The following is a 14,805-nucleotide window of genomic DNA, read 5'->3' as shown; positions in this document are numbered from 1 at the left end:
TTGTGGAAGGTTTTTCTCATATAATCGCTTTAATTCCTTCTAATACTAATCCAATCATAAATCCGCAAACCGCTCCGTTTACTCGGATCCATTGCAAATCTTTACCGACGTTATTTTCAATCATTTCAATTAACATTTTATCATCTAACTTATCAAGATTTTCTTGTACAAGTTTTCCGATTTTCGAATGATTCTTTTCAACCAGTGTGACAACTTGTTTTTGTAACCACTCTTCTATTTTTTGAACAATCTGTTCATCTTCTTTTATTTTATTCATTTGTTTTTGTAAAAATGGCATAACATATTTATCCGTAAATTCTTCATTTTTCACAAAAGTAATTGCCCTTTGTTGTACTTGCTCCAGCATCTCTTTAATTTTGTCAGTAGCATCCCAATTGGCAATCCATTTTTCTTTCCAATTTTCTAATTCTTGTAGTAACGCTTCATTTTCTTTTACATTTATAATTTCTTGACGAATTTTCGCTAATATAAGTTGTCTTGTGCTATTATCTGCATCTTGTAAGCTGTTAATATTGCTAATAATAAACTTCTGCAAAATACCACCAATTTTATCTTCATCTACAATATTCATAAATGATTTCAAAGTAAACTGTAAAAATCCATCTACTTTTATGTTTTCCATCGCCTTCATACCTAAGCTTCCGAGCTGATAACGCGCTTCATCTTGCGCTGTCCAATCTTTCACTTTTACTAAAATGTAATCAAGTGTCTTTTCATCATATTCTTGCACAACTAATTGATCAACAAGCACTTGTAATATGTTACTTGTATTAATGGTATGCAAATATGTTTTTAATTCTTTTTCAATAATAACCGCTAATTTTTCCGTATCTATCGTAACAATCGCTTTCTCCGCAATCGTTACAATTCCTTTTTTCACAGCGTCAGACTGCATTTCTCTTTCAGCAATTTGCAATACCATTTGTGCTAACTGCATTTCTTTTACTTTATTCGTAATACTTTCTTTCGTCAGCCATTCATTTTCTAACGTATGAATGAGCCCTTTCGTTACTCGTTTACGGTTTTTAGGTAATAACGCTGTATGTGGAATTGGAATTCCCATCGGATGACGGAATAATGCTGTAACTGCGAACCAATCCGCAAGTCCGCCAACCAATCCAGCTTCAAATCCCCCTTGTATAATCTCACCTGCTACCGTTCCTTGAAACGGGATAGAAGCCGCAAAACCTACTCCCATAACCCCAAGCGAAATACCCGCTATATATTTAGTCTGTAATGACATCGTATACACATCCTCTTATTATGTAAAATAATGCTTTTTGTTATATTTATTTGCTATTCGTTCTTTATATCTATACTATAATGAACTAATGCGAAAATAACAAAGAATTTATAATAATACATATGTCATATAAATAAAAAATGAGGCCACAATTAGCCTCATTTTTCTAATATTGTTAATGACTCACCTGTTTTATAATACCCATTCATCACATCTTCTGGAACCATACTACCGCCAGTTCCCCACACAATATGAGTACCTTTCTTCATCTTCTCCATTAACTGTTTCTTTTGTAAATACTCATCTTCTTTACACACTTTCACTGGCCCTATCATTCCCGCTAGCGCAGAGGGCTCTAAATAAATATTTTCCGTATCAGCTAGTTCTTTTAGCAATCTATATAACTCTTCATCACTTACTGTGTAATTTCCACTCAAAAATGGTTCCATCGTTTTACCGACAAATCCAGACGGTCTTCCTACCGCTAGTCCGTCCGCGTCTGTTACATTATCAATCCCTATATCTTGAACGGCAATTTTATCATGAAGTCCTGTCATTAAACCGAGTAACATACATGGAGAGTGCGTAGGCTCCGCAAAGAAACAGTGCACGTTGTCTTTATACAATAACTTTAAACCAAATGCGACTCCGCCAGGTCCGCCCCCTACTCCGCACGGAAGGTAAACAAATAAAGGGTGCTCTTCATCTACTACAATCTCTAACTCTTTTAATTGCTTTTGTAAACGCGATGCTGCTACTGCGTATCCTAAAAATAAATCATGTGAGTTTTCATCATCTACAAAATAACAGCTAGGATCTGCATCTGCTTGCTGACGCCCCTCTTCTACTGCTTTACTATAATCAGCTTCATATTCAATAACTTCTACACCTTTACTTCTTAATAAATCTTTTTTCCATTCTTTTGCGTCTGCTGACATATGAACAGTTACGTTAAAACCTAGTTTTGCACTCATAATCCCAATGCTTAGTCCTAAATTACCTGTAGAACCTACCGCAATTGAGTATTTCGCAAAAAACTCTCTACATGTATCACTGTCTAAAATGGAATAATCATGTTCTTCTGTTAACATTCCATGCTGCAAAGCTAATTTCTCCGCATGCTTCAGCACTTCATAAATGCCACCTCTAGCTTTAATGGATCCTGATATCGGAAGCCCGCTATCACATTTTAATAGTAATTCACCTAATATAGGTTTCCCGTAATTTTTCTCTAAAGACTGTTTCATAGTAGGTATCTTCACTAAAGGTGATTCTATAATGCCGCCCGTTTCTTTCGTTTCCGGAAAAACTTTCGCAATGTACGGTGCAAAACGCTTTAACCTCTCTTCCGCATCTTTTACATTCTCTTCATTCAATGGGGAATCTTTTATTGCCGTTTCATACTTTTCCATGTTCGGATTTACCCAAAACACTTCTTCTGTTGCGATTAATTTATTTAATAGTGGATATTCCTCGTTTAATTTCTCTATTCCCTTCATTTCTCTTCCTCCTCATAACCTTGTAGCTTACGATTCAATAAATTATAATTAAATTAATTTAAATATAGTTTAACATAAATTATTCGCTTAAGTTAATTTTAATTTAATTTTTTTAAATATAATTTAATAATTAGTAAGGAGCTTTTATCATGGAAAATATAGATATCGGTAAAAAAATTGAAAAACAAAGAAAAGAAAAAGGTTTAACGAGTAAAGAACTAGCAACGATGGCAGGTATAACACCATCTATGTTAAGTCAAATTGAGCGTGGGTCTGCTAACCCTTCTATTCAAACATTAAAAGTACTCGCTAAAGCGTTAGATGTTCCAACATTTAGCTTTTTACTGGAAGATACAAATACAGACGATTTAATTGTACGTTCTCATAAACGAAAAAAAATGATTATCGATAATTTATCATATGAAATGCTATCACCTGATTTCACAGGAAATTTAGCAACAGCAATTATGACTGTTCCACCGAATACAGCTTCATCAGAAAATGTACTAGAACATAAAGGTGAAGAGTTAGCATACGTATTAGACGGGAAAATCACATTACATTTAAATGAAGAAAAATACATATTAGAAACGGGTGATAGCGTAAAAATACCCGCTTATTTAAAACATAAATGGATAAATCAATTCGAGAAAAATGCCATTGTTTTATTTTCTGTTACTCCTCCAATTTTTTAATATATAATAAAAAGGTAGCCACGTACGGACACACTCCATACGTGGCTACCTTTTTATTTTTTCGGTATCAACAAAATTCCTAAACTAATAACAAAAAAGCTCATTATTTGCTGTGCTGATAAACCAAATAGAACCGAATTTTGTTCACTAACAAGTGAAATAATGATATGAGCAAACCCCTCAACAATTAGAAAAACACTTATATTCTTTCCATTTCCGAGCCTTTCATTTTTCATCCATAACAAGCCGATTATACAAAGGGCGAGAATGATCTCGTATACGAAAATAGGGTGATATAAAAATTTAGATTCATATATTTTCACACCCCAAGGCAATGTCGTTTGTACACCTATTTTGTGGTTGAATAGAAAATAAAAAATAATACTCATACATAGTCCGATAGGTAATGCATCAAGTAAAATACGAAGCGAAAATTGTCCTTTTTTACTTTTCCAAACAATGTATACACTCGCAATTACACATCCTGCTATAATATGCTGCATACTTCCTACAGCTAATAGTGCCTGCACTGGCGACCTAAAAGCCCATACTGGATTTAAAATTGCCGGTGCAAATTTCCATACAAATACGATGATAAGAAAAGCATTTGTTACTGCATCCATCATTTTTTCATATGGTACACTTTCGTTCTTCATCTTTCGTTTCATCAACATAAACCCAAATAGACTTCCAATTATAAGAGATACGGATTGTAACCTCACGATCCACTCCATCACTATGAAATCCCCTCTTTAACTCTCAATTAATTTCTTAAATTTCTCTTCTAATTGATCTGGAGGTAATACGCCTCGTACTTGCTCTACGATAATTCCATCTTTATTAACAAAAAATGTTGTTGGTAACGAAAATACTTTATAATCTAATCCAGCTACTCCGTCCATATCTAGTAAAACAGGAAACTTAAATCCGTGACGATCTGCAAATGCACTCGCTTCTTGTACTGGATCTCCAATTGTCGCATTTACCGCAAAAATTTCAACATCCTTTTTATATTTATCATACATACGAACTAAGTCAGGTGCCTCCATTTCACATGGGCCACACCATGATGCCCAAAAATTAATAAGATATGGCTTTCCTTTTGCATCATTTAACGAATACAACTTCCCGTCTAACCCTTTTAACGTTATGTTTGGCGCTTTAAATCCTACTTGTGGTAATACTTCTGTTTCTTGTAACTCCGCTTGTTTTGCTTTTCTTTCTTTTTCTTCTTTTTTTGTATTATAAAAATTAACTCCGGCCCAAATCAATGCCCCGGCCATTATAATCGCAATTAGCTTCTTCACTTTTCTTCCTCCTCATTTTTAAAAGCCTTTAAATCCACCGAATAGACGAATAAAGAATGCGGTAATTTTCGTCATTTGATTTGTATACAATAAAACCCCTGTTACAATCATCATTCCACCGCCAATTTTCATCATGACGTTGGCATATGTAACAATCCATTTTACCTTCCCAATAAAGAATGCCATCACGAAAAACGGAACCGCAAACCCAAGAGTATACGCAGTAATATAAAGAAGTGCCCCTTCAGGATTTGTCGCACCAAGCATGAGTACAGCTGAAAATATCGGTCCAACACATGGCGTCCAACCCGCTGCATATGTCATACCGACTAAAATCGAGCGAATATATCCAGTCGATTTACTTCTGTATTGTACCTTTTTCTCTGCCATAAGCCACTTAGGTTGAAACAAACCTGTCATAAACAGTCCCATCAAAACAATAAAAATCCCACCAATTTGTTGAATCAATTTTTGGTTAGATGAAAATGTTATTCCAATCCAACTTACCGATAAACCTAACGCATAAAATATAACCGAAAATCCGATCATAAAAAATACGGTATGTATAATCGCTGATTTTTGCATAATTCCACGATTCTCTTTTAAATCTTGAATAGACACACCTGTAATATATGATAAATAAGATGGATATAGCGGTAAAGAACATGGTGATATAAATGACAATACCCCTGCCCCAGCTACAAGCCAAATTGTTAAATCTGCTGCATTCATTTTATTCCCCCTATAGCACTACAATGAGTAGTGTTAATTCTAAAAAAAAGAGGCTATATGCACTCTCCGACAATAAGTACAATCGACATACAGAATAAACCTAATGTTACATATACCGAATTCGTATGCAACGGAATATTGAGCTTAACAACTTTTTCATTTAACACTTGCTCGATTCGTAAATTTATTGCTGTTTTTGCAAATGAAGCTGTCACACATCGATTTTCCATTGTCTTTATTTTAATTAATTTTAATAATGCACTACCTAATTCGAATGAAGATTTCATCTTTTGCATTGCATATTTATCTGCTGCTAACTCCTGATACACATGATAGCGCTGCAATAACCCTTTTAATATCGGGATGTACACCATTCCTTCTGCTAATAACGTAAAACAAAATAATTTTAATGGATCTCGATTAGTTTGATGATATTCTTCATGGAAAATAATCGCATCCATTTCTTCATCTGAAAATGCTTGAAGCATGCCTTCTGACATGACAACTTTCGGACGAAATAACCCAATTGTAAATGCCGCAACTTCCGCGGTCGGCAATATATATATTTGTTTTCCTTTTCGAATGAAAGGGATAAGTACTTTTTGTAATTTTTGACTATAGAAAAATTGTCGCCAAATTCTTTTGCATACTATGAGTACTGTAAATAATAGTAATCCAGCAATTATAATACGAATGAGCGATAATTCCTTCATATGTTGTTCTAATTGAAACAAGCAAAAATTTGAAAGAAAGAACGCCTTATTTTGAAACAGAAATGGATATGTAACGTAATACACTAACATACTGAAAAAGAGGGTACTAACAATTACTGCTAACAATACGATTTTACGCATTTGCCATTTCATTTCATTGATCCTCTTTTTTTAACTGACTCAATTTGTCTTCTAATTTTTTTATTAAAGTCGGATCAGCCTGCTCTAACTCATCTAGCATATGATTTACAACTAAATGTCCAAATTCCCCCATCAATTCCTGTGTCATCTTCTTCGTTTGATTGGATAAGAATTCTTCTTTTGTTTGTACAGTACGATATATGCCACTTCTTTTCACAGTCTGTTTTTCTAAGTGGAATTTCTCTACTAACCTGTTCATAACTGTCATGACCGTATTAAAATTCACAGGTGATTCTTCACTTAATTTCTGCTGCACTTCTTTAATCGTAATACCCTCGGTGGACCAAACGATCTCCATAATTCTCGCTTCAAGTGGTCCAAAAAAGTGATTTAATCCTTGCTCATTTAACTTGTAGTTTTGAGTAAACATAATGTGGCTCCTTTCACACTACGAATTGTAGTATAAATTAAATGAAAGGTCAAACAAAAATGATATACACTAAAATTCACTACCTATAAATACGTAGGCCATTCCATTCATTTTAAACCTAATTTCTCTCCAAATGTCTCAAAGAGATACTGCTCTAATATTTGTACATTAAACTTCTCATTGCGCCCAAGTGCAAATAATTCCCGATCCTTTGCTACGATAGTATCTAAAGGAATAACGACATTATCCACTATTTTTGTAATTTCTATGATGTTACTTTTTACATTTACCTCTGTTTTAAATTCAATATTTTCTAATACGATATGTGAACGTCTTCCTGATGTAAAAAAAGTAAAATTAGGATTTTTAACAACGCCAATTTCAGCCTCTAACGCATATAAATAGTGAAAAATTATATCTCTATGTCCATCTTTTATTATTTTTTCATCCTTCTCATCATCTAAGTATTCTTTCACCTTCGCTGCAAACTCAAATCGAAAATCCACCTTTTTCACGCTCCCTTTTTGTATTTTTATATTAAATAAATATATTGAAATAATTTTACCATATTGTAATACAACTTCCTATTAAAAGTAAAAAACGATTTGTGAAATCTCTATTATTTCCGACTCCTTTTTAAAGTATAAACACTAATTCAATTTGAATTAATGCTTCGTTATATCCATTTAAACATATTGTTTCCATATTTTGAAACAATAGTATGAAGTATTATATATCGATAAAGTGAAATTTTAATCAATGAGGGTTTTGTTCATCCCCACTGATTATCAGCCCTCACCAATCAGGCTTTTACGGGCAGCCCACAAATATCGGGGTAAATTGTTTCAAATTCATTTTTCTATAAAGTTCTCACTACCTTTACTATTCCGATATACTTAAACTATATTTTCTACTTATTCATTACATGATAGAAGGAATGTTACTCTCTTCTATCGAACTTTTATATAACAAAAATGATTAGGTGGTGCTTTACTATGAAATTAGCTGTCATTGGTGGCGGTGATTTACAAGATTCAAATCACTCGCCTATTAATGAGCGACTTATAGAATTAACAAATAAACAGTATCCAAAAGTATTATTCATTCCTACAGCTAGTCATGATGATGAAAGCTATATAAAGCTATTTTTGGACACGTTCGAAACACAATTACACTGTGAAGTACAAATTTTACGTACTATAGCTGATACACCTTCTAAATATGAAATAGACGAAATGATTCAGTCTGCTGATTTAATTTATCTCGGTGGCGGGAACTATATTCACATGCTTACACAATGGAAAGAACATAAACTAGATGAAAAATTATTATTTGCTTTGCAACAAGGAACGCTCATTGCGGGGTATAGCGCCGGTGCTATGTGCTGGTTCACATCTAGTATCCGATCCGATTATGAAGGTTCTGGTTATATAGAGTGTAACGGTTGGGGGATTGTTAACAAAAGGTTTTGTCCACATTATAATCAATTAAATAGAATGAACGCCTTCCATTCCTTTTTACAAAATCATCAAGGTAATATAGAAGGAATTGCACTAGAGGATAATTGCGCTTTATATATTACAGAAGAATCTTTTGAAATTATCGGTGAACCTGAAAAAGCGTGGGAGTTTTATATGAGTGATAACAAGCTCATTAGACAACATTTTGATATCACTTTAAAAAGCTATTTGTAAACCTACACTTACAAAAAATGTCCCTAAGTATAATAGCTTAGGGACATTTGCATGATTTAACTCACTAGTCGTGTAATTCGTTTCTTCTGCCATGAAAGCTTATAATATGCATACTGTAATATTAAGCTGACAATAAATGCTGCTGGGTACCCAATCCATATCCCTTCTATGCCAAGACTTGTATGGTAAGAAAGGTAATACGCTACAGGTACTTCAACAAGCCAAATTGATACAACACCGATAACAGTTGGCCATAATACTGTACCACTCGCTCGCATTGTCGCACTAATAATTTGCGCATGCCCGAAAATTAAATAACTCCATAACGTAATCATAACGAGGCTATGAGCAATTTCAATTGTAGTTTGACTCGTTAAAAATAGTGATAGAATGTCTCTTGAGAACAAATAAATAAGAGATATTAGCACACCACCGATGACGTAGTTCATAATAATCCCGGCCTTCACAACTTTCTGCAGTCGATCGAATTGATTTGCACCAATTGATTGCGCTGCAAAAATAGAAACTGTAATACCAAGGCTAACTGCTGGCATTTGTACATAACTTGCAACCTGATTCACGACGCCATATGCCGCTGTTGCATCCGAACCGTAACGATTTACAAACGCGATTACCGCAATTTCAGATAATGAAACTAATATCATATTAATACTCGCTGGAATTCCGAGTCGTAGCAATAGCTTTAATAACTCCCCATCCATGCGAAGATATTTCCTTACCGTACTATCTAATTGTAGTGGGTGATTTTTCTTCTTTAAATACACTAACATGACAATAAACGTAATAACTGTAGATATAACAGAAGCATAGGCTGCTCCATACACATCTAATTTCGGAGCTCCTAACCATCCGAAAATAAGAATCGGTAATAAGATCATATTTAGCGCTGTACTTACAATTAAAAAGTAAAATGGCGTTTTAGAATCTCCTGTACCCCTCATAAATGTTGTGTATGCGAAGTATAAAAATAAGACTGGCATCGATATAAATAAAATACGCGCATAATGAACACTTATATCAATAATATTTTCTGGCGTTCCCATAAGGCGCATAATATCCATCGCAAAAACACTACCTATTATCGCCAGCACAACTCCAATAATAAAGGTAAATGTCAGTGTCGTACCAACGATCGCTTTTAAACGATCTTCGTTTTTAGCACCAAACGCCTGACCAATTAAAATCGAACTACCTGAACCAATACCAATTACAAATGAAACGAGTAAGAAAAATAGCGGGAAGAATGCTGAGATGGCTGCTAAATCATTCACTCCAAGCCATCTTCCTACTACTACCATACCGAATAATTGTCCAATCGATTGTAGTACATTACTTAATAGTAACGGTACTAAAAACATGGACATCGACTTCCAAATCGGTTTACTCTCACTTTCTAACTTATGTGACTCCGCACCTTCTTTATTGTTATCTGTAGGTGGTTTCAAATTTCATTTCTCCTTTTATTAAAAATCTGTTTTTCAACTTCTATCTCTTTGTATATTTGTTATAATAATGTGCTTCTATGCATATTCTTTTCCGTATGATTATAACTTCACCCAATATTGGCTTCCATCTGCTGTTCTATCTAAAAACCCATATTCGATTAAATATCTTCTTAAAGTTACAAAATCCGGATATACTCTTTCTATGACAGTATTTACTTCTTTTTCAGTGTACTTTTTATTACTATCAAACTTCGTCACTAAATGGCGTAATATAATTAATTTACGCTTTTGCTTTTTCGGAAATTTAGAAAGCGGTCCATCTAATCCTTCTGTAAAGTGTGCTTTTAATACTTCATTATTTTCTTCTTCCGTAATATTGTAGCGATCATCTACCATCGTTGCTGTTCTATGAATGGGTACAAATTTCGTTTGTACTTTTGATTTTTCTTCTGATAGTTCCATTAACGCTAAAAACACTTTCGCTTGCTTCATTTTCTCTCGAAGTGTAAATCGATGATTTCGAATGGTCGAAGTACTTCCGCCATCCATCTCGTTTACAATCTCTTTATCATTCAGCCCCATATGAAAAAACTGAACCATTTTCTTTTGCAAATCAGTTAAACCAGTATACTTCTTATCAAGGTTTAATAAATAATCAAACATAGACGTATGTTCATTTTGCACATGCAATTGTACAAACTTCTCTGCTTCATACAAAACTTGATTATCTTGATAAATAACTCCCTTAATAAACGCTTCTCCACAAGCTAAACAAATATACTCCTCTGCTTCCGCTTCAAACACATACCCTTTCTTCAATTCCTCAACCGACGCATCCCAAAACTTCTCTGAAATATCATTCACACTAAACACTCCTCCAAAACGTTTATTTAAAGACTAAACAAATCACAATAACGTTTGTTATCACTTCACCATCTTAACATAACATAAATAAACATTTCAACATTCCGTTTACCCATTTTATAAACTTTTATAAAAAAATCTATTAAACAAACTAAAAAAAGACTTAAAACAATGAAAAGCGAATGTATTTAATAAATGAATTACGATAGGATATGAAACAAAACATGACTATTCTGCACGACCTTTGGTTTACTGTTAAACAAAATTACAAATTTCTCACCTATTAATCAAATTTACGGTTCACATCATACTCTCGGTCTTTCACCTGCTATATTGAAAGAAGTGAAATATGCTATTCAATATTTAAGTAATAACAACCTAGTTCAACATGGAACTGGTATTCACTCATTCCAAAACTTCAGCATTCAATTTTAAATACAAAAAAGGTGTTTCCGTATACGAAAACACCTTTTTATCTTTTATATATTCTAATTACAATCTCTACTAAAACTTTACTTCCCTGTACGAATACATGCTTTCCGTTTCCATCTTCAACAAATTTATTAGTACAACTACCCATAATCATCATACAACTAATTATGACTAACGCTACCTTTCGATTCTTGTAAGTCACTTCATGCCACTCCACTATTACAAAACTTCATGTAAAATTTATCCCATCAAGAAATTTTACATGAATAATAAGCCGAAAGAACATGCAATTCTGCATATTTACACGTTTTATCGCGATGTTGTGATTTAATTTAGTTAAAGAACAAGTATACCGAGGTGATTAACTTGAAATTTAAAGCGAAAAAAAATCCTTTTCACTTCATTTTTATTATATTATTTATAATTTTTTTCATTTTATTATTCTTCCAAAATGAAAATTCTATTTTTTTCACTCTCATGATGTTTATAAATATCGTAAATCTTTCTTCATTCTATTTTTCTTACTACAACGTAACGGAATCATCTCTTGTTGTAAAACATGGTTTCATATTGCGTACTGAAATTCCATTTGAAGAAATTCGTCACGTTACATACTCTGGTAAAAAACTTCATTCAAAACAATGGACTAGACAGCAATTAGAAATCCATTACAATTTATTTGACTCTGTGACAACTTTCGTACCTCAAGAAGAAGAAAACTTCCTTTCACTCTTAAAAGAAAACTGTCCACAGATGAAAGTATTGAATATGCCTGCTAACAAATAATATATTTTGGTACTTGCAGTAATACAAATGGAAGACCTACAAATAAATATCAAAAAAGCCAAGATTCTAAACATAGAATCTTGGCTTTTTATTACTCTTTCGGAGCAATCATTTTTTTCGGATCGACAATTTCATCAAATTGTTCTTCTGTTAGTAATCCAGATTGCAGTGCTGCCTCTTTTAACGTTAAGCCCTCTTTATGAGCATGCTTCGCAATTTTCGCTGCATTTTCATATCCGATATGCGGGTTTAATGCTGTAACAAGCATTAATGAACGATTTACATTCTCTTTAATTACTTCTTCATCTGCTTCAATACCAACTGCACAATTATCATTAAATGAAACAATTGCATCTGCTAATAAGTGAGCGGATTGTAAGAAGTTATATGCAATAACAGGTTTAAATACGTTCAACTCAAAATTACCTTGACTCGCAGCAAATCCAATTGTTGCGTCATTTCCCATCACTTGCGCTACAACCATCGTTAACGCTTCACTTTGCGTTGGATTTACTTTACCTGGCATAATAGAGCTTCCTGGCTCATTTGCCGGAATAATAATTTCTCCTAGACCACTACGTGGACCACTTGCCAACCAACGCACATCGTTAGCGATCTTCATTAAATCAGCTGCTAATGCTTTTAATGCACCATGCGTATATACAGCTTCATCATGGCTCGTTAATGCGTGAAACTTATTTGGCGCAGAAATAAATTGCTTACCTGTAAATTGGCTAATTTCCTCTGACACCATCTCACCAAATTTAGGGTGAGCATTAATACCTGTTCCAACTGCAGTACCACCAATCGCAAGTTCTTTCATATATGTATTGCTCTCTGCAATCATACGCTCTGTTTTTTCAAGCATACGATGCCATCCGCTAATTTCTTGTCCTAATGTTAACGGTGTTGCATCTTGTAAGTGTGTACGACCAATTTTTATAATATGTTCAAATGCAGTTACTTTTTCTGCTAATGTTTCTTTTAATTTCGTAATTGCTGGTAATACGTGATTTTCTACTGTGATTACACATGCTACATGAAGCGCTGTTGGAAATGTATCATTTGAACTTTGAGACATGTTCACATCATCATTCGGATGAATATGTACGTCAGATCCCTTCTCTTTCAAAATTTGATTCCCTCGATTTGCAATTACTTCATTCACATTCATGTTTGACTGAGTACCACTACCTGTTTGCCATACGACAAGTGGAAAATGTTCATTCCATTTCCCTGCAATCACTTCGTCAGCTGCTGCCACAATTGCTTCTGCTTTTTCTTCTGATAGCTTTCCTAATTTTTGATTACTAAGTGCTGCACTCTTCTTTAAAATGGCAAATGCTTTTACAATTTCAAGCGGCATTTGCTCTGTTCCAATCGGGAAGTTTTCTTTACTACGTTGCGTTTGTGCTGCCCATAATTTATCAGCTGGAACTTTTATTTCTCCTATTGTATCTCTTTCAATTCTGTACTCCATTTTTTCATCCCCTTGAAAATAAAATACCTACATTTCTCATTTTAACAGACTTTCAATCAAATGATAAGAATTCTCACTTATATATATGCAAATATTCAATATTTTTTTCAAAAATTCCTCTTGACCTAAACTTAAGTTTAGGCTGTATCCTTACCATTGTAACCTACTATAACACTACTGGAGGAATTTAAAATGAAAAAATATGCTTTCATAACAGGTGCGAATAAAGGGATCGGATATGAACTGGTTCGTCAATTAGCAGAAAAAGACTATCACGTATTTTTAGGTGCTCGTAATAAACAACTTGGACAACAAGCGGTAAAATCTTTACATGTTTCAAACGTTTCCTATATTCAAGTAGACATTTCTAGTGCTCAATCCATTCAAGAAGCAATCAAAAAAATCCATGAAACGACTGACCACTTAGATTTATTAATCAATAATGCAGGCATAGCACTCGACTTCCATACGATACCTAGTGAATTAAATATTGAAACTTTACGCCAAGGATTTGAGGTTAACTTTTTTGGAACATTCCAAATGGTGCAAGCCTTTTTACCATTATTAAAGAAATCAAGTAACAGTAAAATTATTAATGTAACAACTGACATGGCCTCACTAACAATGTTTGCTAGTGGTGAAACACACCCGATTAATACATTAGGATATAATTCTTCAAAAACAGCTATTAATGCTTTAACATTAGCTTTTAGCAAAGAATTTGGCACTAACGGTCCAGAAATTTTCGGAGTAACTCCTGGTTTTACAACTACTGACCTAAATGGAAATTCCCCAGGTGGCCATACGACTAATGAAAGTGCTAAAATTATTATTAAATATGCATTAAGTGAAACAAACTATAATGGTAAAATACTAAATAAAGATGGCATTATACCTTGGTAATAAAGGGATGAACGATATGTATTATACAATTGGGCAAGTCGCCAAAATGCACCTCTTAACTATTTCTCAAATACGTTATTACGATAAACAAGGACTGTTCCCTTTTCTTAAAAGAAATGAAAAAGGAGATCGAGTTTTTGATGAAGAAGCACTGAAATATTTAGAGATGATTTTATGCTTAAAAAACACCGGTATGCCCATTCAAAAAATAAAACAATTTATCGACTGGTCTATGGAGGGAGAATCTACAATCCTTCGACGGTTGGAATTAATGCAACAACAGGAGACCAATGTCTTACAACTCATTCAAGACACTGAAAAAAACTTAAAAAAGATACAACAAAAAATTGCTAAATATGAGGTCGAGATAACTTCTTCAACTCCTATTACAAAATAAAA

At 33.6% G+C, this 14,805-nt stretch carries 17 protein-coding genes and 1 pseudogene; 6 read left to right on the top strand and 12 right to left on the bottom strand.

What is annotated here, in order from left to right:
* Window positions 1-16 precede the first annotated feature (16 nt).
* A complete protein-coding gene (locus ILS93_RS17020; protein WP_088048501.1) occupies window positions 17-1,264 on the bottom strand; it encodes a DUF445 domain-containing protein in 1,248 nt (415 codons plus the stop codon).
* A gap of 158 nt (window positions 1,265-1,422) precedes the next feature.
* A complete protein-coding gene (dsdA, locus tag ILS93_RS17015; protein WP_064476479.1) occupies window positions 1,423-2,763 on the bottom strand; it encodes a D-serine ammonia-lyase in 1,341 nt (446 codons plus the stop codon).
* Window positions 2,764-2,912: 149 nt separating this feature from the next.
* On the opposite strand from dsdA, the gene ILS93_RS17010 reads away from it, so the two are divergent.
* The gene (locus ILS93_RS17010) at window positions 2,913-3,458 is read left to right on the top strand and encodes a helix-turn-helix domain-containing protein (protein WP_064476480.1); all 546 of its coding nucleotides are present in this window, start codon (window positions 2,913-2,915) and stop codon (window positions 3,456-3,458) included.
* Between the two features lie 53 nt (window positions 3,459-3,511).
* On the opposite strand, the gene ILS93_RS17005 is transcribed toward ILS93_RS17010, so the two are convergent.
* The 6 genes from ILS93_RS17005 to ILS93_RS16980 form a co-directional block, all read right to left on the bottom strand.
* The gene (locus ILS93_RS17005) at window positions 3,512-4,192 is read right to left on the bottom strand and encodes a prolipoprotein diacylglyceryl transferase family protein (protein WP_064476481.1); all 681 of its coding nucleotides are present in this window, start codon (window positions 4,190-4,192) and stop codon (window positions 3,512-3,514) included.
* 18 nt (window positions 4,193-4,210) lie between these two features.
* Complete coding sequence (locus ILS93_RS17000) at window positions 4,211-4,765, bottom strand: TlpA family protein disulfide reductase (RefSeq protein ID WP_064476482.1); 555 nt, start codon at window positions 4,763-4,765, stop codon at window positions 4,211-4,213.
* A gap of 18 nt (window positions 4,766-4,783) precedes the next feature.
* Window positions 4,784-5,497, bottom strand: a complete 714-nt coding sequence (gene ccdA / locus ILS93_RS16995; RefSeq protein ID WP_064476483.1) for a cytochrome c-type biogenesis protein CcdA — start codon at window positions 5,495-5,497, stop codon at window positions 4,784-4,786.
* A 53-nt stretch (window positions 5,498-5,550) separates the two neighbouring features.
* Window positions 5,551-6,363 (bottom strand): M56 family metallopeptidase, encoded by an 813-nt coding sequence (locus ILS93_RS16990; protein WP_222660964.1) that lies wholly within the window; start codon window positions 6,361-6,363, stop codon window positions 5,551-5,553.
* Window position 6,364: 1 nt separating this feature from the next.
* Window positions 6,365-6,781 carry a BlaI/MecI/CopY family transcriptional regulator gene (locus ILS93_RS16985; protein WP_098103563.1) on the bottom strand — a complete coding sequence of 139 codons (417 nt, stop codon included), beginning with the start codon at window positions 6,779-6,781 and terminating at the stop codon, window positions 6,365-6,367.
* Between the two features lie 107 nt (window positions 6,782-6,888).
* Window positions 6,889-7,287: a DUF3942 family protein gene (locus tag ILS93_RS16980; protein WP_142289436.1), complete on the bottom strand. Its 399-nt coding sequence runs from the start codon at window positions 7,285-7,287 to the stop codon at window positions 6,889-6,891.
* Window positions 7,288-7,776: 489 nt separating this feature from the next.
* Here ILS93_RS16980 and ILS93_RS16975 point away from each other — a divergent pair, with 489 nt between their 5' ends.
* Window positions 7,777-8,475 carry a peptidase E gene (locus ILS93_RS16975; RefSeq protein ID WP_064476487.1) on the top strand — a complete coding sequence of 233 codons (699 nt, stop codon included), beginning with the start codon at window positions 7,777-7,779 and terminating at the stop codon, window positions 8,473-8,475.
* Window positions 8,476-8,531: 56 nt separating this feature from the next.
* Here ILS93_RS16975 and ILS93_RS16970 read toward each other — a convergent pair whose 3' ends face one another.
* Both ILS93_RS16970 and ILS93_RS16965 read right to left on the bottom strand, forming a co-directional pair.
* Window positions 8,532-9,941, bottom strand: coding sequence for an MATE family efflux transporter (locus tag ILS93_RS16970; protein WP_098103561.1), 1,410 nt, complete (start codon window positions 9,939-9,941; stop codon window positions 8,532-8,534).
* A 99-nt stretch (window positions 9,942-10,040) separates the two neighbouring features.
* Window positions 10,041-10,805 carry a DUF2087 domain-containing protein gene (locus ILS93_RS16965; RefSeq protein ID WP_222654998.1) on the bottom strand — a complete coding sequence of 255 codons (765 nt, stop codon included), beginning with the start codon at window positions 10,803-10,805 and terminating at the stop codon, window positions 10,041-10,043.
* Window positions 10,806-11,060: 255 nt separating this feature from the next.
* Here ILS93_RS16965 and ILS93_RS28715 point away from each other — a divergent pair.
* Window positions 11,061-11,240, top strand: a pseudogene (locus tag ILS93_RS28715) (MBL fold metallo-hydrolase); the annotation flags it as partial.
* Window positions 11,241-11,277: 37 nt separating this feature from the next.
* Here ILS93_RS28715 and ILS93_RS16960 read toward each other — a convergent pair.
* Window positions 11,278-11,439 carry a hypothetical protein gene (locus ILS93_RS16960; RefSeq protein WP_222654999.1) on the bottom strand — a complete coding sequence of 54 codons (162 nt, stop codon included), beginning with the start codon at window positions 11,437-11,439 and terminating at the stop codon, window positions 11,278-11,280.
* 164 nt (window positions 11,440-11,603) lie between these two features.
* Here ILS93_RS16960 and ILS93_RS16955 point away from each other — a divergent pair, with 164 nt between their 5' ends.
* Complete coding sequence (locus ILS93_RS16955; protein WP_222660962.1) at window positions 11,604-12,023, top strand: PH domain-containing protein; 420 nt, start codon at window positions 11,604-11,606, stop codon at window positions 12,021-12,023.
* 91 nt (window positions 12,024-12,114) lie between these two features.
* On the opposite strand, the gene fumC is transcribed toward ILS93_RS16955, so the two are convergent.
* Window positions 12,115-13,503 carry a class II fumarate hydratase gene (fumC, locus tag ILS93_RS16950; RefSeq protein WP_222660959.1) on the bottom strand — a complete coding sequence of 463 codons (1,389 nt, stop codon included), beginning with the start codon at window positions 13,501-13,503 and terminating at the stop codon, window positions 12,115-12,117.
* Window positions 13,504-13,695: 192 nt separating this feature from the next.
* Here fumC and ILS93_RS16945 point away from each other — a divergent pair, with 192 nt between their 5' ends.
* Window positions 13,696-14,406, top strand: coding sequence for an SDR family NAD(P)-dependent oxidoreductase (locus ILS93_RS16945; protein WP_064476492.1), 711 nt, complete (start codon window positions 13,696-13,698; stop codon window positions 14,404-14,406).
* 16 nt (window positions 14,407-14,422) lie between these two features.
* Window positions 14,423-14,803, top strand: a complete 381-nt coding sequence (locus ILS93_RS16940; protein WP_088048489.1) for a MerR family transcriptional regulator — start codon at window positions 14,423-14,425, stop codon at window positions 14,801-14,803.
* The last annotated feature ends 2 nt before the right edge of the window (window positions 14,804-14,805 follow it).

The organism is Bacillus sp. 16GRE42 (assembly GCF_019837435.1).
GTDB lineage: Bacteria > Bacillota > Bacilli > Bacillales > Bacillaceae_G > Bacillus_A > Bacillus_A wiedmannii.
This window is presented reverse-complemented; position numbering and strand designations above follow the sequence as displayed.

Excerpts from the sequence above, each read along its gene's own strand:
- ILS93_RS17020 (WP_088048501.1), bottom strand. The coding sequence starts at position 1,264 with ATGTCATTACAGACTAAATATATAGCGGGTATTTCGCTTGGGGTTATG.
- dsdA (WP_064476479.1), bottom strand. The coding sequence starts at position 2,763 with ATGAAGGGAATAGAGAAATTAAACGAGGAATATCCACTATTAAATAAA.
- ILS93_RS17010 (WP_064476480.1), top strand. The coding sequence starts at position 2,913 with ATGGAAAATATAGATATCGGTAAAAAAATTGAAAAACAAAGAAAAGAA.
- ILS93_RS17005 (WP_064476481.1), bottom strand. The coding sequence starts at position 4,192 with ATGGAGTGGATCGTGAGGTTACAATCCGTATCTCTTATAATTGGAAGT.
- ccdA (WP_064476483.1), bottom strand. The coding sequence starts at position 5,497 with ATGAATGCAGCAGATTTAACAATTTGGCTTGTAGCTGGGGCAGGGGTA.
- ILS93_RS16990 (WP_222660964.1), bottom strand. The coding sequence starts at position 6,363 with ATGAAATGGCAAATGCGTAAAATCGTATTGTTAGCAGTAATTGTTAGT.
- ILS93_RS16985 (WP_098103563.1), bottom strand. The coding sequence starts at position 6,781 with ATGTTTACTCAAAACTACAAGTTAAATGAGCAAGGATTAAATCACTTT.
- ILS93_RS16975 (WP_064476487.1), top strand. The coding sequence starts at position 7,777 with ATGAAATTAGCTGTCATTGGTGGCGGTGATTTACAAGATTCAAATCAC.
- fumC (WP_222660959.1), bottom strand. The coding sequence starts at position 13,503 with ATGGAGTACAGAATTGAAAGAGATACAATAGGAGAAATAAAAGTTCCA.
- ILS93_RS16945 (WP_064476492.1), top strand. The coding sequence starts at position 13,696 with ATGAAAAAATATGCTTTCATAACAGGTGCGAATAAAGGGATCGGATAT.
- ILS93_RS16940 (WP_088048489.1), top strand. The coding sequence starts at position 14,423 with ATGTATTATACAATTGGGCAAGTCGCCAAAATGCACCTCTTAACTATT.